Source organism: [Pantoea] beijingensis, assembly GCF_022647505.1.
Lineage (GTDB): Bacteria > Pseudomonadota > Gammaproteobacteria > Enterobacterales > Enterobacteriaceae > Erwinia > Erwinia beijingensis.
In genome coordinates this window covers 3159054-3184115 of the sequence record NZ_CP071409.1, presented here as the reverse complement: position 1 = coordinate 3184115, position 25062 = coordinate 3159054, and the positions used below count along the sequence as shown (strand labels likewise).

Below are 25062 nucleotides of genomic sequence, written 5' to 3'. Positions count from 1 at the left end.
ACTACTGATAGCATAAAAATTGAAATGGAGCTGTTGTCGCGACAAGAATAGTGATAAGCGGTTGTCATTGCACCTGCTTTCTCTTTTTGTGCGGCAGTATGGGTGAAAAATCGACGTTTGCTCACACTCAGAGCAATACATTTCTTATTTTGGGCGCAATCGTAAAAAGATGGATGGCCTTCTGGCCTGCGCTCGTCAAAACGGCTCCCGGTCTCTAACTCCGTGTAAGTTTTCGCAAAAGTTACCCTGTTGAGCTTCTTTTGTCATAAATGCGGTTGATTTGGCATGTAAGATCGACCCCGTTAATACGAGGCACAGCACACGCTTCAGGGCTTCGCCATATAGACAGAAGGTGAATACTTTGTTACTTTAGCCTCATCTTTTTGCAATTGGTATTACCAATTTACTTCAGGCAAATGGCAGAAGAAGGGAAGATGGCCTACAGCAAAATCCGCCAACCAAAGCTGTCCGATGCGATCGAGCAACAGCTCGAGTCCCTTATTATGGAAGGGACGCTGCGCCCGGGCGAAAAGCTGTTACCCGAGCGTGAGCTTGCCAAACAGTTTGATGTCTCCCGTCCCTCTTTGCGTGAAGCTATCCAGCGCCTGGAAGCGAAAGGCCTGCTACTGCGCCGCCAGGGCGGAGGCACCTTCGTACAGCAAACTCTTTGGCAAAGCCTGAGCGATCCGCTCGTTGAACTGCTTGCCGGTCATCCCGAATCCCAGTTCGATCTGTTGGAAACCCGCCATGCATTAGAAGGTATTGCAGCGTATTATGCAGCCTTGCGGGGAACTGACGAGGATCTGCAGCGTATTCGTGACTGCCATGTATTAATTCAGCAGGCGCAGGATAGCGGTGATTTAGATGCAGAAGCCGGTGCGGTAATGCAGTATCAGATCGCTGTCACAGAAGCCGCGCACAATGTGGTGCTTTTACATTTGCTGCGCTGTATGGGCCCTATGCTGGAACAGAACGTACGACAAAATTTCGAATTGCTCTACTCGCGCCGGGAGATGCTGGCAACAGTGAGCGGTCATCGCGCCAGCATTTTTGAAGCGATAGTGGCGCGTGAGCCAGAGCAGGCACGCGAAGCCTCGCATCGCCACCTGGCGTTTATCGAGGAAATATTGCTGGACAGAAGTCGGGAGCAGAGTCGTAGAGAGCGCTCCTTGCGACGTTTACAGCAACGTAAGGAATAAGCGCGATATAAAGCGCGCGGCAATACCCAAGGCGGGCGGATGGCAGTCGACTTCGTTAAACGAGTGTCCCGCAGCCAAAGGGTATAAACGACGGGCCTGTCTCTTTGTGTTTTGCAGATTACAGAACACAGAGAGACAGGCTCCAGACAATTCAACGTATTAGACACAGATAAGGAATACCCCCCATGTCAGAACGTTTACACAATGACGTGGATCCGATTGAAACTCGCGACTGGCTACAGGCGATCGAATCGGTCATCCGTGAAGAAGGTGTTGAGCGCGCACAATATCTGATCGATCAGGTATTGAGCGAAGCCCGCAAAGGCGGCGTGAAGGTAGCGGCAGGCACAGGTGCCAGCCAGTATATCAACTCCATTGCCGTTGAAGACGAGCCGGATTATCCAGGCAACACTTCTCTCGAACGTCGTATCCGTTCCGCAATTCGCTGGAACGCCATCATGACCGTTCTGCGCGCATCGAAAAAGGATCTGGAACTGGGCGGCCATATGTCCTCTTTCCAGTCTTCCGCAACGATCTATGAAGTGTGTTTCAACCACTTCTTCCGCGCGCGCAATGATCAAGACGGTGGGGATCTGGTTTACTTCCAGGGCCATATTTCTCCAGGCATTTACGCACGTGCTTTCCTTGAAGGTCGTCTGACCGAAGAGCAGATGAACAATTTCCGTCAGGAAGTTCATGGTAAAGGTCTGTCTTCTTATCCGCATCCAAAACTGATGCCTGATTTCTGGCAGTTCCCGACCGTTTCTATGGGGCTGGGTCCGATTGGCGCGATCTATCAGGCGAAATTCCTGAAGTATCTTGAGCACCGTGGGCTGAAAAACACCGCGCAGCAAACCGTTTACGCCTTCCTCGGCGACGGTGAGATGGATGAGCCAGAATCGAAAGGGGCGATCACTATCGCCACCCGTGAAAAACTGGATAACCTCTGCTTCATCATCAACTGTAACCTGCAGCGCCTGGATGGTCCGGTCACCGGTAACGGCAAAATCATCAACGAGCTGGAAGGCATCTTTGGTGGCGCAGGTTGGGAAGTGATCAAAGTGATCTGGGGTGGACGTTGGGATGAGCTGCTGCGTAAAGATACCAGCGGTAAACTGATCCAACTGATGAATGAAACCGTTGACGGTGACTATCAGACCTTTAAATCGCGTGATGGCGCTTACGTCCGTGAACACTTCTTCGGCAAATATCCGGAAACCGCCGCGCTGGTGAAAGAGTTGAGCGATGATGAGATTTGGGCGCTGAATCGCGGCGGCCACGATCCGAAGAAAATCTACGCGGCGCTGAAAAAAGCGCAGGATACCAAAGGCAAACCTGTGGTGATCCTGGCACATACCATCAAAGGCTATGGTATGGGTGACACCGCGGAAGGTAAAAACATCGCGCACCAAGTGAAGAAAATGAACATGGATGGCGTCCGCTACATCCGCGATCGTTTTAACGTGCCGGTTGACGATGCCAATATCGAAAAACTGCCGTATATCACCTTTGAAAAAGGTTCTGAAGAGTATAACTACCTGCACGGTCAGCGTGAGAAGTTGGGTGGCTACCTGCCAACGCGCCAGGCGCAGTTCAGCGAGAAGCTGGAAATGCCGACGCTGGACGATTTCAAATCGCTGCTGGACGAGCAGAACAAAGAAATCTCTACCACCATCGCTTTCGTACGTGCCCTGAACGTGATGCTGAAAAATCCATCGATCAAAGATCGCCTGGTGCCAATCATTGCTGACGAAGCGCGTACTTTCGGTATGGAAGGTCTGTTCCGTCAAATCGGTATCTACAGCCCGAACGGTCAGCAATATACGCCGCAGGACCGCGAGCAGGTTGCGTACTATAAAGAAGACGAAAAAGGGCAGATTCTGCAGGAAGGGATCAACGAACTGGGCGCAGGCGCATCCTGGCTGGCGGCGGCAACGTCTTACAGCACCAACAACCTGCCGATGATCCCGTTCTATATCTACTACTCTATGTTCGGGTTCCAGCGTATCGGCGACCTGTGCTGGGCAGCGGGCGATCAGCAAGCGCGTGGCTTCCTGGTCGGCGGGACTTCTGGCCGTACCACACTGAACGGCGAAGGTTTGCAGCACGAAGATGGTCACAGCCATATTCAGTCACTGACTATTCCGAACTGTATCTCTTACGATCCGGCTTACGCTTACGAAGTGGCTGTCATCATGCATGACGGTCTGGTGCGTATGTACGGCGATGCGCAGGAGAATATTTACTACTACATCACCACGCTGAACGAAAACTACCACATGCCTGCGATGCCGCAGGGTGCGGAAGAGGGTATCCGTAAGGGTATCTATAAACTGGAAAGCGTTGAAGGTAGCAAAGGTAAGGTTCAGCTGCTGGGCTCGGGCTCTATCCTGCGCCACGTGCGTGAAGCCGCGCAGATCCTGGCGAAAGACTATGGCGTAGGTTCTGATGTGTATAGCGTCACCTCCTTCACTGAACTGGCGCGTGATGGCCAGGACTGCGAGCGCTGGAATATGCTGCATCCGCTGGAAACCCCACGCGTTCCGTACATTGCCCAGGTGATGAACAACGCGCCGGCTGTGGCATCGACTGACTATATGAAACTGTTCGCCGAGCAGGTTCGTACTTACGTACCTGCTGATGATTATCGCGTACTGGGTACCGATGGCTTTGGCCGTTCCGATAGCCGTGAAAACCTGCGTCACCACTTCGAAGTGGACGCATCTTACGTGGTTGTGGCAGCGCTGGGCGAACTGGCCAAACGCGGCGAAATCGATAAGAAAGTGGTTGCGGAAGCCATCACTAAATTCAATATCGATGCCGATAAAGTTAACCCGCGTCTGGCATAAGAGGTAGAGATTAATGGCAATCGAAATCAACGTACCGGATATCGGTGCAGACGAAGTTGAAGTCACCGAAATTTTGGTGAAAGTGGGCGATAAAGTTGAAGCTGAACAGTCGCTGATCACCGTTGAAGGTGATAAGGCCTCAATGGAAGTCCCCTCGCCGCAAGCGGGCGTGGTGAAAGAGATTAAAGTGGCCACCGGTGACAAAGTGGAAACCGGCAAACTGATCATGATTTTCGAATCCGCCGACGGTGTAGCTGATGCTGCGCCTGCAAAGGCTGAAGAGAAAAAAGCAGAAGCGGCGCAATCTGCGGCAGCATCCAGCGAAAGCAAAGAAGTTGCGGTACCGGATATCGGTTCTGACGAAGTTGAAGTCACTGAGATCCTGGTCAAAGTGGGCGACACCGTTGAGGCTGAGCAATCACTGATCACCGTTGAAGGCGATAAAGCCTCAATGGAAGTGCCGGCACCGTTCGCCGGTACGGTCAAAGCGATCAACATCAATACCGGCGACAAAGTCAGCACCGGTTCCCCGATCATGACCTTTGAAATCGCAGGCTCTGCGCCAGCGGCGAGTGCGAAGCCGGAAGTGAAAGAAGAAGCGGCTGCGGCCCCTGCGGCTGCCGGCGGCGTGAAAAACGTCGACGTGCCGGATATCGGCGGTGATGAAGTTGAAGTCACCGAAGTGATGGTCAAAGTGGGCGACAAAGTGACTGCTGAACAGTCGCTGATCACCGTTGAAGGCGATAAAGCGTCAATGGAAGTGCCCGCACCTTTTGCCGGTACGGTAAAAGAGATCAAAATCAATACCGGCGACAAAGTGAAAACCGGCTCGCTGATTATGGTCTTCGAAGTGGAAGGCGCGGCACCGGCGGCGACGGAGAAGAAAGCCGAAGCGGCTGCACCAGCAAAAGCTGAGCAGAAAGCGGCGCCGGCTTCTGTACCTGCGGCAAAAGCGAGTGGCAGCAGCGAGTTTGCTGAGAACGATGCGTATGTTCACGCCACACCGGTGATCCGTCGTCTGGCGCGCGAGTTTGGCGTTAACCTGGCGAAGGTGAAAGGGACGGGTCGTAAAGGCCGTATCCTGAAAGAAGATGTGCAGGCTTACGTGAAAGACGCGGTAAAACGCGCCGAGTCTGCGCCTGCCGCCAGCGGCGGTGGATTGCCAGGCATGCTGCCGTGGCCGAAGGTTGATTTCAGCAAGTTTGGTGAAATTGAAGAAGTGGAGCTGGGCCGCATCCAGAAAATCTCTGGTGCTAACCTGAGCCGTAACTGGGTAATGATCCCGCACGTTACGCACTTCGATAAAACCGATATCACCGATCTGGAAGCCTTCCGTAAGCAGCAGAATGAAGAAGCCGCGAAGCGTAAGCTGGACGTGAAGTTCACTCCTGTGGTGTTCATCATGAAAGCCGTTGCTGCCGCGCTGGAGCAGATGCCGCGCTTTAACAGCTCGCTGTCTGAAGATGCGCAGAAGCTGACGCTGAAGAAATACATCAACATCGGCGTCGCGGTTGATACCCCGAATGGCTTGGTGGTTCCGGTATTCAAGGATGTGAACAAGAAGAGCATCACTGAACTGTCTCGCGAACTGATGGCCATCTCTAAAAAAGCGCGTGACGGTAAGCTGACCGCAGGCGAAATGCAGGGCGGATGCTTCACCATCTCCAGCCTGGGCGGTATCGGGACGACGCACTTCGCGCCGATCGTTAACGCACCAGAAGTGGCCATCCTCGGCGTCTCTAAGTCTGCCATGGAGCCGGTCTGGAACGGCAAAGAGTTCACGCCGCGCCTGATGATGCCAATGTCGCTCTCCTTCGACCACCGCGTTATCGACGGTGCCGATGGTGCGCGTTTCATCACCATTATCAACAATATGTTGTCTGATATTCGTCGTCTGGTGATGTAAATGTTTTAAGGCCGGCTTATGCCGGCCTTCTCATAGCCGACTTTCGATTTTATAAGTCGACAAGGTAGTTGAAAACGTTTCGTATCAAGCGGTTTGCAGTTCATTAACAATTCTGTAAACTCTTGCGGTGAGAACGTACCGGTGGAAGAGTGAACATCCTTAAGGTCATTGGCATTGCAGCCAACACAGCTACGGTGGCAAGGCGAAAAGGATGGCCGGAAAGTTAACTAAGAGGTCATGATGAGTACAGAAATTAAAGCTCAGGTCGTGGTACTTGGGGCGGGCCCTGCAGGTTACTCTGCAGCCTTTCGCGCAGCGGATTTAGGTCTGGAGACCGTTATCGTTGAGCGTTACAGCACCCTTGGCGGTGTTTGTCTGAACGTCGGTTGTATTCCTTCAAAAGCGCTGTTGCACGTGGCGAAAGTGATTGAAGAAGCCAAAGCGCTGGAAGAACACGGTATCGTTTTTGGTCAGCCAACGACCGATATCGACAAAATTCGTACCTGGAAAGAAAAAGTCATCAACCAACTGACCGGTGGTCTGGCGGGAATGGCGAAGGGCCGCAAAGTGACAGTGGTCAACGGTCTGGGTAAATTCACCGGGGCGAACACCCTGGAAGTGGAAGGCGAAAACGGTAAAACCGTGATCAACTTCGACAACGCGATTATTGCGGCGGGCTCACGTCCGATTCAGCTGCCATTCATTCCTCATGATGACCCGCGCGTATGGGACTCTACCGATGCGCTGGAGCTGAAAGACGTGCCTGAGCGTCTGCTGGTGATGGGCGGCGGCATTATCGGCCTGGAAATGGGTACCGTTTATCACGCGCTGGGTTCACAGATTGACGTGGTAGAAATGTTTGATCAGGTTATTCCTGCGGCGGATAAAGATGTGGTGAAAGTGTTCACCAAACGTATCAGCAAACAGTTTAACCTGATGCTGGAAACCAAAGTGACGGCGGTAGAAGCCAAAGAAGATGGTATCTACGTTACGATGGAAGGCAAAAAAGCACCAGCAGAGCCACAGCGTTATGATGCGGTGCTGGTGGCGATTGGTCGCGTGCCGAACGGCAAAAACCTCGATGCCGGCAAAGCGGGCGTTGAAGTTGACGATCGCGGCTTTATCCGTACCGACAAGCAGATGCGTACCAACGTGCCGCACATCTATGCAATTGGTGACATCGTTGGTCAGCCAATGCTGGCACATAAAGGCGTGCATGAAGGCCACGTTGCCGCTGAAGTGATCGCGGGCAAAAAACACTACTTCGATCCGAAAGTGATCCCATCGATTGCGTATACTGAGCCGGAAGTTGCCTGGGTCGGTCTGACCGAGAAAGAAGCCAAAGAGAAAGGCATCAGCGTTGAGACCTCCACCTTCCCGTGGGCGGCATCAGGCCGTGCGATTGCCTCCGATTGCGCAGACGGTATGACCAAGCTGATTTTCGATAAAGAGACTCACCGTGTCATCGGTGGGGCGATTGTCGGTACGAACGGCGGCGAGCTGCTGGGTGAAATCGGTCTGGCTATCGAAATGGGCTGTGATGCGGAAGATATCGCGCTGACTATTCATGCGCACCCGACGCTGCATGAATCCGTTGGTCTGGCGGCTGAGATCTTTGAAGGCAGCATCACTGACCTGCCTAACCCGAAAGCGAAGAAGAAATAGTTTTTCTGCTTACGGTTGGTTATAAAGCGGCTCCCATTGGGAGCCGTTTTTGTTTTGTGCCGTTAGCACCCGGATGCGGTTACCCTTCTGTTAAACGCAGGGGATTTTCTGGCGACGGCGTGTGGTATGCTTTCCCCTTCGATAAACCCTGTTTTTCTTATTACCCGTAACGTATTGATTTTAAATCACCGTTTTATTGTCTGCGAAAAAAGGGTTTTTCGCGAAGAAGGCCGCTTTTCTTAATCGCAACAAAGGGCTAGGCTACTATGGCTTCTGTTCACTGCCGTACAGGCAGCTTAGAAAAAGTGCCGACCGTTACTATGCCACTGCACTTCGTTCACTGCCGTACAGGCAGCTTAGAAATCACTTATACTGTTCAACCGCTCAACACGAACGTTCACTGCCGTACAGGCAGCTTAGAAAGATCGGCGCTTCGGCGCTGGCGGAGCTGAATAGTTCACTGCCGTACAGGCAGCTTAGAAAGAAAAATACGCGAAATGGCGATAACTCATACAGTTCACTGCCGTACAGGCAGCTTAGAAAATTTACGTGGTCCAAGTGGTCAGGCTCCCTGCGTTCACTGCCGTACAGGCAGCTTAGAAAAGCAGACAGATTTCCCTTTTTTAGCAAGACAAGTTCACTGCCGTACAGGCAGCTTAGAAACGTGACGCAAATGAGACATATCCTCGCCGCGAGTTCACTGCCGTACAGGCAGCTTAGAAATTCGGCAATCGCCCGGTATGGGGCGGCTTTGAGTTCACTGCCGTACAGGCAGCTTAGAAAGCAGAATTTGCATTCAGTTGCCGTGGTTCCGGTTCACTGCCGTACAGGCAGCTTAGAAATCCAGCGATGTGCGTAAATTTGTAATCTCTCTGTTCACTGCCGTACAGGCAGCTTAGAAAAGCGACCCGTCGCACCGCCCGGACCTCCGATGGTTCACTGCCGTACAGGCAGCTTAGAAATGACAGATTCGTCACCAGCGACCGCCGGAAATGTTCACTGCCGTACAGGCAGCTTAGAAAGTGTGCTTCAGGGGTCAAGGCAAAACGTTGTTGTTCACTGCCGTACAGGCAGCTTAGAAAGCCGAGGTTTAGCGCCTCGCGCACATCATCGCGTTCACTGCCGTACAGGCAGCTTAGAAAGAGCTGGAAGCCGGTGCGTGTCTACACCGACGGTTCACTGCCGTACAGGCAGCCTAGAAATCCGCTTTTCGCCCGGCTGTCGTGTCAGCACGGTTCACTGCCGTACAGGCAGCTTAGAAACTTTAGTGACGGAAAAGCGAGGCATTTATACTGCCGTACAGGCAGCGTTGACGATGAGAGACGTCAGGCGGCCCATCAGCATGAAATATGTTACCGGCTTCTCACGATGAGAATTATTCTGTTGCATACAGTGGCCTCCGGGATAATCCTCGTCTGGATTTATGGAGAATCACGGCCTGTCCTTTGAGATGATTTTATTTGCCAACCGGGCGCTGAAGCGCATCCAATATTTTGAGCGCCACCGTATACGCCTCAATTTTCAGGATGACCCAGTCTGCGCTGTCGCAATATAAACCTTTTGGGCAGGGCTTTGGCGAAAGGAAGGAAGCCCAAAGTATGCTGGCACCCTCAGATTTAAAAACGATCCTGCACTCTAAACGCGCAAATATTTATTATCTGCAATATTGCCGGGTTTTGGTGAATGGTGGCCGGGTAGAATATGTCACCGAACAGGGAAAAGCATCACTTTACTGGAATATCCCGATCGCCAATACCACGGTCGTGATGCTCGGTACCGGTACCTCGGTAACTCAAGCAGCAATGCGTGAGTTTGCGCGCGCGGGCGTGATGGTCGGGTTCTGCGGTGGGGGCGGCACACCGCTCTATGCAGCAAATGAAATAGAGGTTGAAGTGACCTGGCTCTCACCCCAAAGTGAATATCGGCCAACCGAGTATCTTCAGAACTGGGTGAGCTTCTGGTTTAATGAAAATAAACGCCTGCAGGCAGCGAAGTTATTCCAGAATATCCGGCTACAACAAATCAAGCAGCACTGGCTTAATAGCCGCATGCAGCGTGAATCACTATTTTCTATTAATACCGAGCGGCTGGAAGCATTGCTGAAAAGCTGTCAGGAAAAGATTGAAAGCTGCGGCACTCAAAATGAATTAATGCTGCAGGAAGCGGTAATGAGTAAAGCACTCTATAAGCTGGCGGCAGGGGCGGTAAACTATGGCACATTTACCCGTGCGAAGCGCGGCGGGGGGACGGATATGGCCAATCGTTTTCTCGACCACGGTAACTATCTGGCTTATGGCCTGGCGGCGGTGGCTGCCTGGGTGACGGGGTTACCGCACGGGCTTGCGGTATTACATGGTAAAACGCGACGCGGTGGATTAGTTTTTGATATTGCCGATCTGATCAAAGATGCCATGGTTATGCCACAGGCATTTATTGCTGCGATGGCGGGCGAAGATGAACAAGCGTTTCGTGAACGCTGTATTTCTGGTTTCCAGCGCGGAGATGCGCTCGATGTCATGATAACCACATTACAACAAACGGCATCTGCGTTAGGGCTACACGAATAATGCATATTCTGGTGATTTCGCAATGTTCAAAGCGCGCCCGGGATGAAACGCGCCGCATACTGGACCAATTTGCCGAGCGTAAAGGGGATAACACCTGGCAAACGGCCATTACGTTGGAAGGGGTTAATACGCTGCGTCGCTTATTACGCAAAACGGCGCGGCGCAATACCGCCGTTGCCTGTCACTGGATAAAATCGGCTGGCCAGACCGAATTACTCTGGATTGTGGGAAATCTGCGGCGTTTTAACCTCCAGGGCAGTGTGCCGACCAACCAAACCGGGCGTGATATTCTACGCAGCCAGGATGAGACGCCGTGGCGGAGTGCCGAATCCATCGCCCTGCTGGCCGGTATCGCCGGGCTATTTCATGATTTTGGTAAGGCTTCCGCGCTCTTTCAACTTACCCTGAAAGGCGATGCAGAAAAACGTTTTCAGCCGTGGCGGCATGAATGGATTTCACTGCGCTTATTCCAGGCGTTTATTGGTGAGCAGGACGATCGGCAATGGCTGACACGCCTTAACACCATTACGCCTGAATATGAGCATGAGATGCTGGCTCGCCTGGTGAGTGATGAGTCGGCAGAAAGCCAAAACCCCTTCTATGGCTTGCCGCCTGTCGCTACCGTCATTGGCTGGCTGATCCTTTCCCACCACCGTTTACCCACCTACCTCGGTACTTCAGCACCGCCGGAGATGCAGTATGCACAAAACTGGCTCATCAATCAGTTACGTGCGGACTGGAACGCCCTGAATCGGGAGCAGGACTGGAGCAGACAAGAGCTGCAACGGGCTCAAACTTTCCCGAATGGCACGCCCCTGCAAAGCGAAACCTGGCGGAATAAAGCACACCAACTGGGAAAGCGGGCGCTCAACAGCATCGGGAGTTTACAGGAGCATGGTGAACTGGGTTGCCTGTTCACAGTCCATATGGCGCGTTTAGTCCTGATGCTGGCCGACCACAGTTACTCCGCGGCAGAACCCGTGAAAGGCTGGCAAGCCCCCAACTGGCCTGTTTGGGCCAATACCAACAGAACGACAGGCCAGTTAAAACAGCAGTTAGATGAGCACAATATCGGGGTGGGGCAAGGCGCCCTATTACTGGGGCGGACATTGCCGCAATTGCGACAAACGTTGCCCGCCATTACCCGGCACAAAGGATTTCGTCAGCGCGTCACGGACAAACAATTTGCCTGGCAGGATCGCGCCTTTGACCAGGTATATGCGTTACGTGAGCGTGCCCGGCAGCAGGGATTCTTTGGCATCAATATGGCATCAACGGGCTGTGGTAAAACGTTTGCCAATGCCCGGATGATGTATGCGCTGGCGGATGAGCAGGAGGGATGCCGCTTCAGCGTTGCATTAGGTCTGAGAACGTTAACGCTGCAAACGGGCGATGCGTTGCGAGCGCGGCTGAATCTGGATGAGGATGCACTGGCGGTATTGATAGGTTCCTCTGCGGTTAGCGATCTTCATCGGCGGGGCGCTCAGCCTGAATCAGACTGCGATAGCGCTTCGGCAGAACGGCTCTTTGAACCGCATCAATATGTGCATTACGAAGGTTCGCTGGATGATGGCCCGCTCAGGCGCTGGATGGCAAACGATCCTAAGCTTCATCAACTGATCAGCGCACCGGTTCTGGTGTGTACTATTGATCATCTGATGCCGGCAACCGAAGGCGTGCGCGGAGGAAAACAGATCGCCCCGATGCTGCGCTTATTAAGCAGCGATCTGGTGCTGGATGAGCCAGATGAGTTTAGCGTTGATGACCAGTACGCGCTTTGCCGGCTGGTTAACTGGGCTGGCATGTGCGGCTCGCGCGTGTTGCTCTCTTCCGCCACGCTTTCACCTGCGCTGGTGCAGGCGCTGTTTACTGCTTATCTTTGCGGACGTAAAGCCTATCAGCGGGCCTGTGGCGAACCGGATGCGCCGCTGAATATCTGCTGTGGCTGGTTTGATGAACAAGAGACTCAGGTTACCGATATAGCGAAAGCGTCACTGTTTGCGGCACAGCATGCCCGCTTTGTCGGGCAGCGAATTGCGCATTTACAGAAAAAAAAGCCACTGCGCCTGGCTCGCGTTCTTGCTATCACGCCCCCCGTTCCACAGGTCAAAGAGGTTATTGCCCGCGTGGCTGATACCCTTCATCCGGCGATGCTGCAGTTGCACCAAAAACATCATCAGGCTTACCCCGGTGGGAAAACCGTTTCGTTCGGGATTGTGCGTTTTGCGAATATCAATCCGCTGGTTGCGGTCGCAGAGGCATTATTGGCCTCCGCTTCGTCTGCGGATATGCGCATACATTACTGCGTTTATCACAGTCAGCATCCGCTGGCGATGCGTTCCGCGATTGAGGAACGGTTGGACACAGCTTTTAACCGTCAGCATCTGCCACTGGATGCCATTGCCGATGTGCATCATGCGCTTAAGGGCAGCACGGAAACGCACCACCTTTTTGTGGTACTGGCCACCTCCATTGCTGAACTCGGGCGTGACTGGGATGCGGACTGGGCCATTGCTGAACCAAGCTCAATGCGGGCGCTGGTGCAACTGGCCGGGCGCATTCAGCGTCATCGGCAGCATCCTCCTTCAGAGGAGAATTTATTGATCATGAACAGAAATATTCGCTCTCTGCGTCATCCGGGATGCGATCGCCCTGTTTTTTGTCGGCCGGGTTTTGAATCAACGGCGTTTCGCCTTACCCATCATGCGATTAACGAAGTACTGGATGAGGATCAGTATCGTGCGATCAATGCGGTGCCCTGTATTACCGGCGAGGCACCCAGTGACAGGCAGCGTCGTGATTTCAGTAATCTGGTTACGCTGGAGCAGCATCGGCTGTGGGAGGCGCTGTTGGGACGTGGGGCACTGTTGTCTGCGGCGGACTGGTGGCGAAACCCTATCACCTGGAGCGGTGAATTACAGCGGCGTACGCCGTTCCGTCAGTCACAGCCTGAAGATCAATATTTTCTACATATCGACGATGAGTTCAGCGAACCCGAATTTTATCAGCGAGATTCCGGCCCAACCGGGTGGAAAAAAGCCGGAGCGTTCAGGGAACATGACGTGGCGCTGGCTGAGGGCGTCAGCGTCTGGGCGATGCCCGGCTATCAGGCGGTGTATCACCAACTGGCGGAAGAAAAGGCGCTGGAACTGAAGGCGGTCAGCGAAAAGTATGGCGAGATCAACTTACGCCTCTCTGTCAGCGAGAAGGGAGAAGCATGGTACTTTCATCCCTGGCTGGGTGTGTTTCGCCCTCTCTGGTGAGAGGGCGGGCTACCTGTACGGTAGTAAACAAGTCGTTTTCAGTGTTCTCCATTATAGTGAAATAGTGCAGTAGACGTACATAAACAAGGAGTAAGGAATGCCGGAAGCAGAGTTGATTAACTACATTGTCGATTTTATCGCAGGCCGTCGGCAGGCAAAGCTGGAGGCTTTTGACAAAGAAGCCCGGAAGCGGCTTGCCTCCGTTGAGGCTGAAGAAAGCGATGTGCTTCAACAGGCGCTATTGCAACAGCGAACGGTGCTGGAGGACCGCTATACCCCCGGCAATTGGTTAACGGATGCGGCAAATCGGGCCGGACAGATCAGCCTGGTGACGCATGCGGCGAAATACACGCACGGCGACTCGAAAAGCAGCAGTGTTTATAGCCAGATAACCAATAATGAGGGATATGTTTCCACGGCATCGCTGCGTAACACTGTCGTGGATGCGGTGGGAAACGCGGCTATGCTGGATGTGGCTAAGCTGCTACAAATGGAACATGACGGCGATTCGCTGCTGGCCTGCCTGCAACGCAAAGATTATCGCGTGCTGGAAGCGCTTGCAGAGGACCCACAGCAGCTTGAGCAGTGGATTACCGGCTTTAATCAGGCGTTAACCCCCCACCAGCCTGCGTCACACAAGCTGGCAAAGCAGGTCTATTTTCCGGTGGGCGACGGCTATCATTTACTCAGTCCTCTGTTCTCTTCCGCACTGGCGCAGGCATTGTATCAACGCATCATTGATGCCCGCTTTAGTGAGGGCAGTAAAGCCGCACGACAGGCGCGGCGCGACGGTGAGTGGTGTGCCGAGCCCGTGGTTTATTTTCCCGCCACGGCGATCATGAATTTTGGGGGCACAAATTCCCAAAATATTTCCTTACTGAACAGTCGTCGAGGCGGTCGGGTATTTCTGCTGTCGGCGCAGCCGCCGCTCTGGAAGGGGCGGGAAAAACCGCCGCTGGGAATGAAGACGCTGTTTGGTCATCGCGGCCCCTTCGATCACCTGGCGCGTAACGTGATTAGCCAGTTGAGCCATTTACTGACTCGGCAGGAGAATAATCATCATATCCGCACGCAGCGCGACCGCTATATTGATGAACTGATCGACCTGTTGTTCACTGTCGCGGCAGATATCCAGCGCGAAGCCTGGTGCGGCTGGACCAAAGATCCTCACTGCCAGCTCAAAGCGATACAGCGGCTTTGGCTCGATCCCTGGCGAAGCAAAGAGGACGTGCAGTTCCGGGCCGAACGGGATAAAGACGAATGGAAAAATGTCGTTGCTGACGACTTTGCGCTCTGGCTAAACGGTCATTTGAACATGTCTGGTCTGGACGTCGGGCAGTCAGAACGTTCGGAATGGAAAATGCGGCCGTTATTTAAGCAACGGCTGCGTGAAATGGACGCGATGATCAAAGAGGGAATGCGATGAGCAGTGTAGTGATACTCCCCTGGCTTAAGGTTGAGAATGCCAACGCGGCAGCGGGATTAACCTGGGGATTCCCGGCCATCAGTCATTTTCTCGGCTATATGCACGCACTCTCTCGTAAGTTACAGCAAAGTCATGGCCTGACTTTCGAGGGGTGTGCGGTCATTTGTCATCATCACCAGGTTCATGCACACACATCCGGCCGAGACTATCAATTCTCACTGACGCGCAATCCCTTAACCCGTGAGGGGAAAACCGCTTCATTTAATGAAGAGGCGAGGATGCATATGACGGTTTCCCTGTTGCTTGAATGCAAGGGGGAAATTGCGCAGGGCGATGCTGGCATGAAGGCGCTGGCGACGCATCTGCAAACCCTCTGTCAAACGCAAAAGCTGGCAGGAGGAACCATCACTTCGCTGCGTCAGGTTCGTGTGGCAGCCATGCCAGCGGATGACGCAGCGTGGCGCGCACTAAAATGGCCACTGATGCCGGGATTTGCCCTACTGGACCGCTCTTTATGGCTTACGGAGCATTTTAATCAACAACGGCAGCGCAACCCGCATGCTGAACTGATCGATGCGTGGCTGGATTACGCCACGATCAACATTGTCGCGGAGTCAGAGAATATCTCCTCCGGTAAAGCGGCGTGGCACACGGCGGCGAAACCGCACGCGGGTTACCTGGTGCCGATAATGACGGGGTATCAGCGTATTTCCCCACTTTATGCCGCGGGCGAGGTGGCGAACAGCCGCGATACGGAAACGCCTTTCGCTTTTACTGAGGCGGTATACGGTCTTGGTGAATGGCGAGGTTTGCACCGTATCACGGATATCAATGCGCTTTTTTGGCGTTTCCATACCACGGAAACCGGATACTACTGCCGGGGGCTGAGCGTGGCTGATGCGTTCGAAGAGGCTGGCGATTTATCTTATTACGATGACGACATTTAAAGGATTAACCACAATGGCAAAGGCACAAATAAAAACCGCATCCGTACTGGCATTTGAGCGCAAACTGGCGAATTCTGACGCGGTCATGTACGCCGGCAAACAGGGCGGAGAACACTGGAAGCCGATCGCCGTGCAGGAAAAGGCGGTACGCGGCACTATCTCCAACCGGCTGAAAAATGCCATCGCCAGCGATAAGGCGAAGCTGGATGCAGAAATTCAGAAAGCTAATCTACAGCGTGTCGATGTTGCTTCCCTTCCCGTTGATGACGATACGCTGAAAGTCAGTTTTACGCTGCGCGTATTGGGTAATCTTGCCGAGCCTTCAGTATGTAATGACCGGGCCTACCAGGATGAACTTAGCGCGGTCATTAATGCGTATATCAACGAACATGGTTTTGGCGTACTGGCCGCGCGTTATGCGGCGAACCTCGCCAATGGCCGTTTTTTGTGGCGTAACCGGGTCGGAGCGGAGCAAATACGCGTGGTGGTGCAGGGCAGTCAACGCTGGGAGTTTGATGCATACCGTTACAGTATCCGTGATTTTTCCCAGCCGGATGACCAGTTGAAAGCACTGGCCGATGAAATTGAGCAGGGGCTGCTTGGGAAGAGTTTCGCTTTATTTAAGGTTGAAGCGACGGTGTGTTTAGGTCAGGGCCAGGAGGTTTTTCCTTCTCAGGAGCTGGTGCTGGACAACAACAGTACAAAAAGCAAAGTGCTTTATCAGGTCGATGGCATTGCCGCGATGCACTCACAGAAAATCGGCAACGCATTGCGCACCATTGATACCTGGCACCCTATGGCGCAGGAACTGGGGGCGATTGCTATCGAACCTTACGGCTCGGTAACCAGCCGGGGGCTTGCTTGCCGGCAACCCAAAGAGAAAATGGATTTTTATACGCTGCTGGATAACTGGGTGACCAAAGGGGATAAACCGGCGGTAGAGCAACAGCATTATGTGATGGCCGTATTGATCCGTGGCGGCGTATTTGGTGAAAAAGCGGAATAAGGCGGCCAGTATGGACCATTTTCAGGATATTCGTGTACTGCCCGATCCCGAATTCAGTGACACCATGCTGATGGCGGCGTTATTTGCCAAACTGCATCGCGCGCTGGGTGCCAGAAACCGTGGTGATATCGGCGTTAGTTTCCCGCAGCACAACACCCTGCTGGGCAATGTGATGCGTTTACATGGAACACAAGCGGCGCTGACCGAGCTGGAAGCGATGGCGTGGCGGAAAGGGCTACGGGATTACTGTGAAACAACGGCTGTTATGCAGGTTCCGGAAAAAGTACAGTACCGTACGGTGAGTCGGGTGCAGGTAAAAAGCAGTGCTGCACGCCTGATGCGTCGTTCGGTGCGTAAAGGGTGGTTGACGGCGCAGGAAGCGGAGCAGAAACGATTAGTTACCGATGAGCAGCGAACCTCATTACCCTTTATTGCCATGAATAGCCTCTCAACCGGGCAGGCCTTTCGCCTGTTTATTCGACACGGTGAGCCTGGCACGCAGGCAATAGCGGGAGATTTTAGCAGCTACGGTTTGAGCGCTTCGGCGACGATCCCCTGGTTTTGAGGCGGGGAAAGATCAATCCGCAGGTTATCCCGGGTAACGGTGTTTTCTCTGTTACCCGGGATAGAATGACCTACCGCCTATCACAAAAAATGTACGCATTATTGTGTGAAGTCTGAATAAGGACAATATTCAGTCTGATACTCACTGGCGGGAAATATGATGAAAATTGAAACCATCAGCTATATAAAGAAAAATGCAGCCTCGCTTGATCTGCAGGAACCTATTCTGGTGACACAAAACGGTGTTCCTGCCTACGTTATTGAATCCTATGAAGCACAGCAACAGCGCGAGAATGCTATTGCGTTACTTAAATTCCTTACACTTTCAGAGAAAGATAAAGCAGAAGGTCACGTACTTTCCAAAGAGCAGTTGCTGGCAGGGATAGGCCGGTGATCTCATTCGCGATGGATCATGATGATGAAGAAAACTGCGGTGGTTTTTGAATACACCAGAACGGTAAGACATTGCCTGGACGATATTGTCAGCCATCTGCAACCGGTGGGGGAAGACCCGCAGCGTATTTTACGGCAGGTGATTGAGCAGTTTGAGGAACGGGTCGCGGCTTTTCCTTCTGGTTGCCAGATTTTGCCGGAGTTGCTGAAACTGGGCTGTGCTAAATATCGTGAATTTAATACATTGAATGGATATCGGGTGTTGTATTCGATTAACGATATGACAATAACGGTTTATGCCATCCTCGCCCAGCGGCAAGATATCAAACAATTATTATTTAAGCGGTTGATGATGGTATAGCCTGAAGTCATTACGTTAAACGGTGTAGATAGCGATACGGTAAATTCCTCAATATTTCCGTTGCTCTGATAGCGCTCAGTAATGTCGATTAAGCGACCCTTTTTTTTGCCCTTTACGTATCCTATTGATTTTTAATAAGAGGGGATTTTAATATAAAAAAGGGTTTTTTACGGAGAATGGTAAATTTCCATTTTATAACAATAAGATGAGATTTTTAGCTTCGGTTCACTGCCGTACAGGCAGCTTAGAAAGAAACGGATGATGGCGGGAATAAGCGAGAAATGTTCACTGCCGTACAGGCAGCTTAGAAAGCTTGAAGTGGCAACAGAAGGTTCGCGGTTTCGTTCACTGCCGTACAGGCAGCTTAGAAACTCCGAATTAGTTCACATTGCACCTAAAAATCGTTCACTGCCGTACAGGCAGCTTAGAAAACCAGAATCCATCCTGACAGGATCGTGAATCTGTTCACTGCCGTACAGGCAGCTTAGAAAACGTTGCGCCGGTACGATGACACTTACCTGATGTTCACTGCCGTACAGGCAGCTTAGAAAGGATCATAGTTGCCCAGCGTGGCTTCTTTGAAGTTCACTGCCGTACAGGCAGCTTAGAAAGATGTAATCCGGCAGGCCGTAGATGTGCTGCTGTTCACTGCCGTACAGGCAGCTTAGAAACTGAATATTTTGAGCCAGAAAACGGTAATGAATGTTCACTGCCGTACAGGCAGCTTAGAAAAATAAAAAGGGCCACAATAAGCGGCCCGTTAAGTTCACTGCCGTACAGGCAGCTTAGAAATGCCACATAAGGTATTAAAGGTGCCGCCATTTGTTCACTGCCGTACAGGCAGCTTAGAAATTGCTCGGTCAAAACCTCCATGTGCTGCCCGAGTTCACTGCCGTACAGGCAGCTTAGAAACGGAAGCGGAGAAAATACCGGTTCAGCTAATAGTTCACTGCCGTACAGGCAGCTTAGAAAAGACCTGTCACGCCCCCCATTCCTGTGCGCCAGTTCACTGCCGTACAGGCAGCTTAGAAAGACGTACTGAGGATGTAACCTGAGCATCTTTAGTTCACTGCCGTACAGGCAGCTTAGAAATCAAGCTTAGATAGCTCAAGCTTTCTCTTCGTGTTCACTGCCGTACAGGCAGCTTAGAGATCCCTGCAGATTTTAGTGAATGCCTTGCCGTTGATTCTTGCCCTCCTGAACACTCAGAAACAAGCGAATAAGGAAAAACGATCGCAACAAAAAGTTCACGATTCTAATTGCACATTCTCCATGCATTCTTCCCCATTTTAAGACAATACTGTGCGTCGCCATTTACGGTTCAGAGCCTGCCAGGGCTGGCCTGACCGATGGCGTGATTATTGCATCGTGACCTGCCTGTTCCAACTGCCTTATGTTGCCAGTGCGCGATTATATCGCCTGCAAAATGAGCACGTCAGGGACAATTATACTAATGCTAAGGGGTTGTGTATGAAGAGTGCGTTGATCAACGCAATAATAGTGAGTGCCGGTCTGTCGGTTATCACTGCTGTAGGCGCGGAAGAGTTGACCGGAACCTTAAAAAAAATCAATGACAGTAATGTGGTGGTTGTGGGATATCGGGAGTCCAACATTCCCTTTTCTTATCAGGATGATGCTAAAAATGTGATGGGCTATTCACAGGAGTACTCTACTAAAATTGTGGAAGCCATTAAAAAGAAGCTGAATAAACCGAATATCGAGGTTTCATTCCTGCCTATCACGTCGCCTAACCGCATCCCGCTGTTGAATAATAAAGTCTATGACTTTGAATGCGGCTCAACCACTAACAATAAAGAGCGTCAGCAGCAGGTCGCGTTTTCAGATTCAATCTTTATTGCCGGGACGCGTCTGATGACGAAAAAAGGCAGTGGTATAAAGGATTTTGCTGATTTACAGGGTAAAACCGTGGTCACCAGCAGCGGGGCGACATCGGAAATACTGCTCAACCAAATGAACAGCAATAAAGATATGAAAATGCGCCTTATCAGTGCCAAAGAAGGGGGAACATCCTCTTTCCAGACCCTGGAGAGTGGGCGTGCGGTTGCTTTTATGATGGATGATGCGTTGCTGGCAGGTGACAGAGCGAAAGCACGCCACCCGGATCAATGGGAAATTGTGGGTACGGCACAATCCCATGAAGCCTATGGCTGCATGATGCGTAAAAACGATCCTGAATTTACCGCATTGGTTAATGACACGATAGCCGGGGCGCAAACCTCCGGCGAGGCAACCGGTTGGTATAAAAAATGGTTTATGCAGCCGATACCGCCTAAGGGCCTGAACATGAATTTTGAGATGTCTGAAGAGATGAAAGCGCTCTTCGCTCATCCCAATAACAACGTGCTGTAAGTAAAATGGGGCAGGAAAAATTTCTTGCCCTAAAAACAGGTGTGGGCTCCGGAACCCGGTAACCCACACGTGACCCTGCTGGCCATAACCCAGGATAGTCGTCAGTTATTTTGCCTGATTTAAGTGGTCATCAGCTTTACTTAACAAAAAGGATCGTAGCATAAGATTTTTTCAGGTAGCCGCGGCGAAAATCGCTCTGCAGCATGGTAAACGTAGGTTTCTGCGCAAAATACTTGAATGTTGCTTTTTTGTAAACGGATTAACAAGCAATCGAAATCCTGCTATGCTGCCCAACGCGGAACCGGGCACCTTCCCCTACACAGATACCCAAAATAATTTGCAGCTGTTGCTAATCAATCTGCAGCCTGAAGTATAGCGGGTATGATCGGTGATCACATTGGTGTGAACCTTGGGTGCCGGAACGCCAAATACAATGAGAGCGAGGAGAACGTCGTGCTAGAAGAATACCGTAAGCACGTTGCCGAGCGTGCAGCCGAAGGGATTGTTCCTAAACCGTTAGATGCTTCCCAAATGGCCGCGCTGGTTGAACTGCTGAAAAACCCGCCAGCGGGTGAAGAAGAATTCCTGTGTGATCTATTAATCAATCGAGTCCCGCCAGGCGTTGATGAAGCGGCTTATGTAAAAGCCGGTTTCCTGGCCGCTATCGCGAAAGGCGAAGCAACATCTCCTCTGGTTACCCCTGAAAAAGCCGTTGAACTGCTGGGCACAATGCAAGGCGGTTACAATATCCATCCGCTTATCGATGCACTTGATGATGCCAAACTGGCGCCTATTGCAGGTAAAGCACTCTCCCATACGCTGCTGATGTTCGATAGCTTCTACGATGTAGAAGAGAAGGCCAAAGCGGGCAACGAACACGCGAAGAAAGTGATGCAGTCCTGGGCCGATGCGGAATGGTTTACGTCACGCTCTGAGCTGGCAGAAAAAATTACCGTTACCGTCTTTAAAGTCAGCGGTGAAACCAATACCGACGATCTTTCTCCGGCGCCTGATGCCTGGTCGCGTCCGGATATCCCACTGCACGCTTTAGCCATGCTGAAAAATGCCCGTGAAGGTATCGAACCCGACGATGCCGGTAACGTTGGCCCGATTAAGCAGATTGAAGCACTGCAGGCTAAAGGCTTCCCGCTGGCTTATGTCGGTGACGTTGTGGGTACCGGTTCTTCGCGTAAGTCTGCGACTAACTCCGTGTTGTGGTTTATGGGCGATGATCTCCCATTCGTACCCAACAAAAAAGGCGGCGGCGTTGTCCTGGGCGGAAAAATTGCGCCAATTTTCTTTAACACTATGGAAGATGCTGGTGCACTGCCGATCGAAGTGGATGTTGATCAACTGAACACCGGCGATGTGATCGATATCTGGCCTTATAAAGGTGAAGTGTGTAATCACGAAACCGGCGAAGTGCTGGCTAATTTTGCGCTGAAAACCGACGTGCTACTTGATGAAGTGCGTGCGGGTGGACGTATTCCTCTGATTATCGGGCGTGGGTTAACCACTAAAGCGCGCGAGTCTTTGGGTCTGCCACATAGCGATGTCTTCCGTCAGGCAAAAGATGTGGCGCAGAGTACCCGCGGTTTCTCGCTGGCGCAGAAAATGGTGGGCCGAGCGTGTGGGACCGAAGGTATCCGCCCAGGTCAATACTGTGAACCGAAGATGACGTCTGTAGGTTCTCAGGATACGACCGGTCCAATGACGCGTGATGAGCTGAAAGATCTGGCCTGTCTTGGTTTTTCAGCCGATCTGGTTATGCAGTCATTCTGCCATACGGCGGCCTATCCGAAGCCGGTTGATGTCTCAACCCATCACACGTTGCCTGACTTCATTATGAACCGTGGCGGTGTTTCACTGCGTCCTGGCGATGGCATTATTCACAGTTGGCTGAATCGCATGCTGCTGCCGGATACCGTCGGTACCGGTGGTGATTCACATACACGTTTCCCGATCGGTATTTCTTTCCCTGCGGGCTCTGGTTTAGTGGCGTTTGCCGCCGCAACTGGCGTGATGCCGCTGGATATGCCGGAATCCGTACTGGTGCGTTTTAAAGGCAAAATGCAGCCTGGTATTACGCTGCGTGATTTGGTTCATGCGATTCCGCTGTACGCGATCAAACAGGGGCTGCTGACCGTTGAGAAGAAAGGTAAGAAGAACATCTTCTCGGGACGCATTCTGGAAATTGAAGGCCTGCCAGAACTGAAAGTTGAGCAGGCTTTTGAACTGTCTGATGCTTCCGCTGAGCGCTCTGCCGCCGGCTGTACGATTAAATTGGGTAAAGATCCGATCATTGAGTATCTGAATTCCAATATCGTATTGCTGAAGTGGATGATCGCAGAAGGCTATGGCGATCGTCGTACGCTGGAGCGCCGCATCCAGGGTATGGAAAAATGGCTTGCCGATCCGCAACTGCTTGAAGGTGATGCGGATGCAGAATACGCGGCGGTCATTGATATCGATCTGGCTGATATCAAAGAGCCTATCCTGTGTGCGCCAAACGATCCGGACGATGCCCGCTTGTTGTCTGACGTTCAGGGCGAAAAAATCGACGAAGTCTTTATCGGTTCCTGCATGACAAACATCGGTCACTTCCGTGCTGCAGGTAAACTGCTGGATAGCCACAAAGGCCAGCTCCCGACGCGTCTGTGGGTGGCACCGCCAACCAAAATGGATGCGGCACAGTTGACCGAAGAGGGTTATTACAGCGTATTCGGTAAGAGCGGGGCGCGTATTGAGATCCCCGGTTGTTCGCTGTGTATGGGCAACCAGGCGCGCGTGGCTGACGGTGCCACCGTGGTATCGACATCTACCCGTAACTTCCCGAACCGTTTAGGGACTGGCGCGAATGTGTTTCTTGCTTCGGCAGAGCTGGCGGCGGTCGCTTCGCTGCTCGGCAAACTGCCGACGCCGGATGAGTATCAGCAGTTTATGGCTCAGGTAGATAAAACGGCGGTGGATACCTACCGTTACCTGAACTTTGACCAACTGACTCAATATACCGATAAAGCAGACGGTGTGATTTTCCAGACTGCGGTGTAAAAAGCGCGGCAACGCCGCGTGATTATGCTGTAAAGCTGTAGCAAAAGGGACGACGGTGCATAACTGTCGTCCTTTTTTAATGCCCATGAGATACAGCCGTGCTTTGGTATGATGCAAATAGCGATAATGTGCATTTTCCCCGTTACACTGTCCGCATTATGAAAGATAAACCGGGTGAGAGCACTCCCGGCGCTACGGCAGGAAAGAGGACAATCCAGTGGAATATGAATTTTTGCGAGACATCACCGGTATGGTCAAGGTGCGTATGTCGATGGGGCATGAAGCCGTTGGTCACTGGTTTAATGAAGAAGTCAAAGGCGATCTGGTGCTGCTGGATGAGGTAGAGGCCGCCGTTGATCAGGTTAAAGGCAGCGAGCGTCAATGGCAGCGTGTTGGTCATGAATACTCTTTATGGATGGATGAAGAGGAGATCATGATTCGTGCTAACCAGATGAATTTTGATGATGATGGGCTTGAGGAGGGAATGAATTACTACGATGAAGAGAGTTTATCCTTCTGCGGCGTTGAGGACTTTTTGGCGGTGATCGCTGCCTATCGCCTGTTTTTACAGGGACGCTAATGCGCTGCATTGCTGCATTGCTGCGTTAGCGTGGCCATCTATGGATGGGGCGAAACTCTTCGCCCCATCGTGATGACAGACTTAGGTTAAAAAATTACAGCGTTTTCAGTCCTGTCGCCGGAATATTACGACCATAATAGATCTCGCGCATCTCCTTCCATAATAAATCAGTGATGCGTTTGTGCTCCTGTGGGCTCAGGTCTTCCGGTTGGGTATCGAAAAGATAGTGTTTTAAATCAAATTCTTTCAGCAACATCTTGGTGTGGAAGATGTTTTCCTGATAGACGTTGACATCCATCATGTCATACATGGATTTCATATCATCAGACATAAAGTTCTGAATTGAATTGATTGAATGATCGATAAAATGCTTTACGCCGTTAACGTCACGCGTAAAGCCCCGTACGCGGTAATCAATGGTAACGATGTCAGATTCTAGCTGGTGAATTAAATAATTCAGCGCCTTGAGTGGAGAGATCACGCCACAGGTTGAAACTTCGATATCAGCGCGAAAGGTACAAAGCCCACCTTCCGGATGGCTTTCCGGATAGGTATGCACGCAGATATGGCTTTTGTCCAGATGGGCGACGACGGCTGCCGGTAAAGGCCCCGGATGTTCAGAAGTATCAATATCTTTGGGATCAATGGGTTCTTCGCTGACTAAAATAGTCACGCTGGCCCCCTGCGGCTCGTAATCCTGACGTGCGATATTGAGCACGTTAGCACCGATAATTGAGCACGTTTCACTCAGGATCTCGGTCAGGCGATTCGCATTATATTGCTCATCAATGTAGGCAATGTATCCGTCACGCTCAGCAGCGGTATTCGCATAGCAAATATCATAGATACAAAAACTCAGGCTCTTTGTCAGGTTGTTGAAGCCATGTAGTTTCAGCTTTTGCAATTTCGTTCGCC

Annotated in this window: 16 protein-coding genes and 2 CRISPR repeat arrays; of the genes, 15 read left to right on the top strand and 1 reads right to left on the bottom strand. The window is 51.8% G+C overall.

What is annotated here, in order from left to right:
• The first annotated feature begins 434 nt into the window (after positions 1-434).
• The 15 genes from pdhR (at position 435) to yacL (ending at position 24147) form a co-directional block, all read left to right on the top strand.
• Positions 435-1199, top strand: coding sequence for a pyruvate dehydrogenase complex transcriptional repressor PdhR (gene pdhR, locus J1C60_RS14470; protein WP_128179524.1), 765 nt, complete (start codon positions 435-437; stop codon positions 1197-1199).
• Positions 1200-1384: 185 nt separating this feature from the next.
• Positions 1385-4048, top strand: coding sequence for a pyruvate dehydrogenase (acetyl-transferring), homodimeric type (gene aceE, locus J1C60_RS14465; protein ID WP_128179523.1), 2664 nt, complete (start codon positions 1385-1387; stop codon positions 4046-4048).
• Between the two features lie 13 nt (positions 4049-4061).
• Positions 4062-5954, top strand: coding sequence for a pyruvate dehydrogenase complex dihydrolipoyllysine-residue acetyltransferase (gene aceF, locus J1C60_RS14460; RefSeq protein WP_128179522.1), 1893 nt, complete (start codon positions 4062-4064; stop codon positions 5952-5954).
• A gap of 240 nt (positions 5955-6194) precedes the next feature.
• Positions 6195-7619, top strand: coding sequence for a dihydrolipoyl dehydrogenase (lpdA, locus tag J1C60_RS14455; protein WP_128179594.1), 1425 nt, complete (start codon positions 6195-6197; stop codon positions 7617-7619).
• Positions 7620-7894: 275 nt separating this feature from the next.
• Positions 7895-8881: direct repeats of the CRISPR family, unit length 28 nt; unit sequence GTTCACTGCCGTACAGGCAGCTTAGAAA.
• Between the two features lie 336 nt (positions 8882-9217).
• Positions 9218-10186: a type I-F CRISPR-associated endonuclease Cas1f gene (cas1f, locus tag J1C60_RS14450; RefSeq protein ID WP_128179521.1), complete on the top strand. Its 969-nt coding sequence runs from the start codon at positions 9218-9220 to the stop codon at positions 10184-10186.
• Positions 10186-13449: a type I-F CRISPR-associated helicase Cas3f gene (gene cas3f, locus J1C60_RS14445; RefSeq protein WP_128179520.1), complete on the top strand. Its 3264-nt coding sequence runs from the start codon at positions 10186-10188 to the stop codon at positions 13447-13449. The genes cas1f and cas3f overlap by 1 nt, the downstream gene beginning before the upstream one ends.
• A gap of 97 nt (positions 13450-13546) precedes the next feature.
• Positions 13547-14875: a type I-F CRISPR-associated protein Csy1 gene (csy1, locus tag J1C60_RS14440; RefSeq protein WP_128179519.1), complete on the top strand. Its 1329-nt coding sequence runs from the start codon at positions 13547-13549 to the stop codon at positions 14873-14875.
• Positions 14872-15822: a type I-F CRISPR-associated protein Csy2 gene (gene csy2, locus J1C60_RS14435; RefSeq protein ID WP_128179518.1), complete on the top strand. Its 951-nt coding sequence runs from the start codon at positions 14872-14874 to the stop codon at positions 15820-15822. The genes csy1 and csy2 overlap by 4 nt, the downstream gene beginning before the upstream one ends.
• A gap of 13 nt (positions 15823-15835) precedes the next feature.
• On the top strand, positions 15836-16828 hold the full coding sequence (gene csy3, locus J1C60_RS14430) for a type I-F CRISPR-associated protein Csy3 (protein WP_128179517.1): 993 nt from the start codon (positions 15836-15838) through the stop codon (positions 16826-16828).
• A 10-nt stretch (positions 16829-16838) separates the two neighbouring features.
• Positions 16839-17393, top strand: coding sequence for a type I-F CRISPR-associated endoribonuclease Cas6/Csy4 (gene cas6f / locus J1C60_RS14425; RefSeq protein WP_128179516.1), 555 nt, complete (start codon positions 16839-16841; stop codon positions 17391-17393).
• Between the two features lie 159 nt (positions 17394-17552).
• Positions 17553-17786 carry a type II toxin-antitoxin system Phd/YefM family antitoxin gene (locus tag J1C60_RS14420; protein ID WP_128179593.1) on the top strand — a complete coding sequence of 78 codons (234 nt, stop codon included), beginning with the start codon at positions 17553-17555 and terminating at the stop codon, positions 17784-17786.
• A 24-nt stretch (positions 17787-17810) separates the two neighbouring features.
• Positions 17811-18146 carry a type II toxin-antitoxin system RelE/ParE family toxin gene (locus tag J1C60_RS14415; RefSeq protein WP_128179592.1) on the top strand — a complete coding sequence of 112 codons (336 nt, stop codon included), beginning with the start codon at positions 17811-17813 and terminating at the stop codon, positions 18144-18146.
• A gap of 223 nt (positions 18147-18369) precedes the next feature.
• Positions 18370-19298: a CRISPR direct-repeat array (repeat unit 28 nt; unit sequence GTTCACTGCCGTACAGGCAGCTTAGAAA).
• Between the two features lie 312 nt (positions 19299-19610).
• Positions 19611-20516, top strand: coding sequence for a glutamate/aspartate ABC transporter substrate-binding protein (locus J1C60_RS14410; protein WP_375139785.1), 906 nt, complete (start codon positions 19611-19613; stop codon positions 20514-20516).
• Between the two features lie 453 nt (positions 20517-20969).
• Positions 20970-23567: a bifunctional aconitate hydratase 2/2-methylisocitrate dehydratase gene (gene acnB / locus J1C60_RS14405; RefSeq protein ID WP_128179514.1), complete on the top strand. Its 2598-nt coding sequence runs from the start codon at positions 20970-20972 to the stop codon at positions 23565-23567.
• Between the two features lie 217 nt (positions 23568-23784).
• Positions 23785-24147 carry a protein YacL gene (yacL, locus tag J1C60_RS14400; RefSeq protein ID WP_128179513.1) on the top strand — a complete coding sequence of 121 codons (363 nt, stop codon included), beginning with the start codon at positions 23785-23787 and terminating at the stop codon, positions 24145-24147.
• A 94-nt stretch (positions 24148-24241) separates the two neighbouring features.
• Here yacL and speD read toward each other — a convergent pair whose 3' ends face one another.
• On the bottom strand, positions 24242-25051 hold the full coding sequence (speD, locus tag J1C60_RS14395; protein WP_128179512.1) for an adenosylmethionine decarboxylase: 810 nt from the start codon (positions 25049-25051) through the stop codon (positions 24242-24244).
• Between the last annotated feature and the right edge of the window lie 11 nt (positions 25052-25062).

Coding starts and splice junctions, on each gene's coding strand:
- csy2 (WP_128179518.1), top strand. CDS start 14,872: ATGAGCAGTGTAGTGATACTCCCCTGGCTTAAGGTTGAGAATGCCAAC.
- J1C60_RS14420 (WP_128179593.1), top strand. CDS start 17,553: ATGAAAATTGAAACCATCAGCTATATAAAGAAAAATGCAGCCTCGCTT.
- pdhR (WP_128179524.1), top strand. CDS start 435: ATGGCCTACAGCAAAATCCGCCAACCAAAGCTGTCCGATGCGATCGAG.
- aceF (WP_128179522.1), top strand. CDS start 4,062: ATGGCAATCGAAATCAACGTACCGGATATCGGTGCAGACGAAGTTGAA.
- aceE (WP_128179523.1), top strand. CDS start 1,385: ATGTCAGAACGTTTACACAATGACGTGGATCCGATTGAAACTCGCGAC.
- lpdA (WP_128179594.1), top strand. CDS start 6,195: ATGAGTACAGAAATTAAAGCTCAGGTCGTGGTACTTGGGGCGGGCCCT.
- J1C60_RS14415 (WP_128179592.1), top strand. CDS start 17,811: ATGAAGAAAACTGCGGTGGTTTTTGAATACACCAGAACGGTAAGACAT.
- cas3f (WP_128179520.1), top strand. CDS start 10,186: ATGCATATTCTGGTGATTTCGCAATGTTCAAAGCGCGCCCGGGATGAA.
- csy1 (WP_128179519.1), top strand. CDS start 13,547: ATGCCGGAAGCAGAGTTGATTAACTACATTGTCGATTTTATCGCAGGC.
- cas6f (WP_128179516.1), top strand. CDS start 16,839: ATGGACCATTTTCAGGATATTCGTGTACTGCCCGATCCCGAATTCAGT.
- csy3 (WP_128179517.1), top strand. CDS start 15,836: ATGGCAAAGGCACAAATAAAAACCGCATCCGTACTGGCATTTGAGCGC.
- cas1f (WP_128179521.1), top strand. CDS start 9,218: ATGCTGGCACCCTCAGATTTAAAAACGATCCTGCACTCTAAACGCGCA.